Raw genomic sequence first — 1481 nt, forward strand, 5'->3', positions numbered from 1 at the left:
GGCAATGGCGCTGCTTTAAGGTGATCGTCGTGGTTCGAGGCAGTAGAGTTCGATGCAGCGGGTGACGGTGACCACAGCGGGTTCGCCGGGTTTTCGGGCGGGGAAGTCGCCGGTTTTCTTGGTTTTGCGGGGGCTGGCGCGGTCGGGGCGGTCCCGGACGAACGTCGCGGGTTGCAGGATCTTGAGGAGGAAGGTGGCCAGGGCCAGGTCACGCCGGCTGGGGGGAAAGCCCGCCGTGACGGTGTCGGTCGCGGGGGTCAGGGCGTGGCGGAAACTGATCCTGCCCGGGGGATGCCGGCGGCGTCCACGGCGGCGCCGACGAGAGTGTGGATGGCCTGGTAGACGGCGAACAGCGCCCACAGCTCCTGCGCGACGCCTTCGGGGTCCTTGCTGCGCAGGACGGGCTGTCCCTCGCCCCTGTCGGTCTTGTGGTGGCCGATCATGGTCTCGCACTCCCACCTCAGCGGGTAGGCGCACGCCAGGTCGAGCGCCGGGTAGGCGGCGACGTCGAGCAGGTCCGTCACCAGGCAGAACAGCTCCGAGGCGGACTCGGCGCCGCCGGTGGGGGTGGTGTGCACGGTGTACTCGACCACCCGGACCGTGACCGGCGGGCCGTCGGCGGGCCGCGCAGGCGTCAGCTCGGCCAGGTACGTGCCGTCCGCCAGGACCCGGACCGGTGTCAGGGCGAACGACGCCGAGGCCCGCCACAGGATGTGCGCGCCGGTGGCCAGCACGTCGCGGGCCAGCCGGTGGGACAGGAAGTTCCGGTCGGCGAGCACGAGCATGTCAGGTCCATAGCAGCCCCGCAGGTCCGCGGCGAGTGTCTGTTCCCCGGTGGTGAAGGGACCGAACGTGGCACCGACCAGCGCCCCGGTGCCGGACTCGGCCGCCGCCAGCCACCGGACCTGCGGGAACGCCCCCACCCGAGTGCCGTTGGACGGCCGGCCGAACGCGGCGTCGTTGGCCTCGGTGTCCGGCAGGTCGATGGTCGGAGCCTGTCATGGACGGCGAGGCGCGCGGGCTACGGTTTCCGGGCGATTCCGCCATACATGTACACGTGGGCATCGTCCAGCGCAGCCGCCTCCTCGTCGGGATGCCAGTGGTGGACGAGCACTACTCCGGGGTCAAGCAGTTCCATCCCGTCGAAGAAACGCTCGACCGTGCTTTTATCGCGCACGGCCAGCGGAATGCCGTTGGCGTTGTATGCGGCCTCCCCGGCGCGAACTTCCTCGGGCGCGCTGTCGGCCGTGGCGGTCGACAGCGCCAGGATGCTCCCCGCCGGCAACGGGCGCATGAGCCGGTCGATGATGTCCTGAACGGCTGCGTCATCAGTGATGAACTGCACGATCGCGATCAGACTGACCGCCACAGGCTGGCTCAGGTCGAGAGTTTCCCGCAGTTGCTCGGACTCCAGGATCCCCTCCGGGTCGCGGAAGTCGGCGTCGAGATAGGCGGCCCGGCCCTCGGGGGTGCTGGTGAGC

The 1481-nt window shown here is 70.1% G+C and carries 2 protein-coding genes; both read right to left on the reverse strand.

What is annotated here, in order from left to right; genetic code table 11:
- Positions 1–257 precede the first annotated feature (257 nt).
- Positions 258–923, reverse strand: coding sequence for a transposase (locus ACY45C_RS17610; RefSeq protein WP_462188650.1), 666 nt, complete (start codon positions 921–923; stop codon positions 258–260).
- Positions 924–1021: 98 nt separating this feature from the next.
- Positions 1022–1481: SAM-dependent methyltransferase (locus ACY45C_RS17615; RefSeq protein WP_462188651.1), on the reverse strand; the 460-nt coding region annotated here is incomplete at its 5' end.

It is taken from the genome of Frankia sp. CcWB2 (assembly GCF_977927585.1).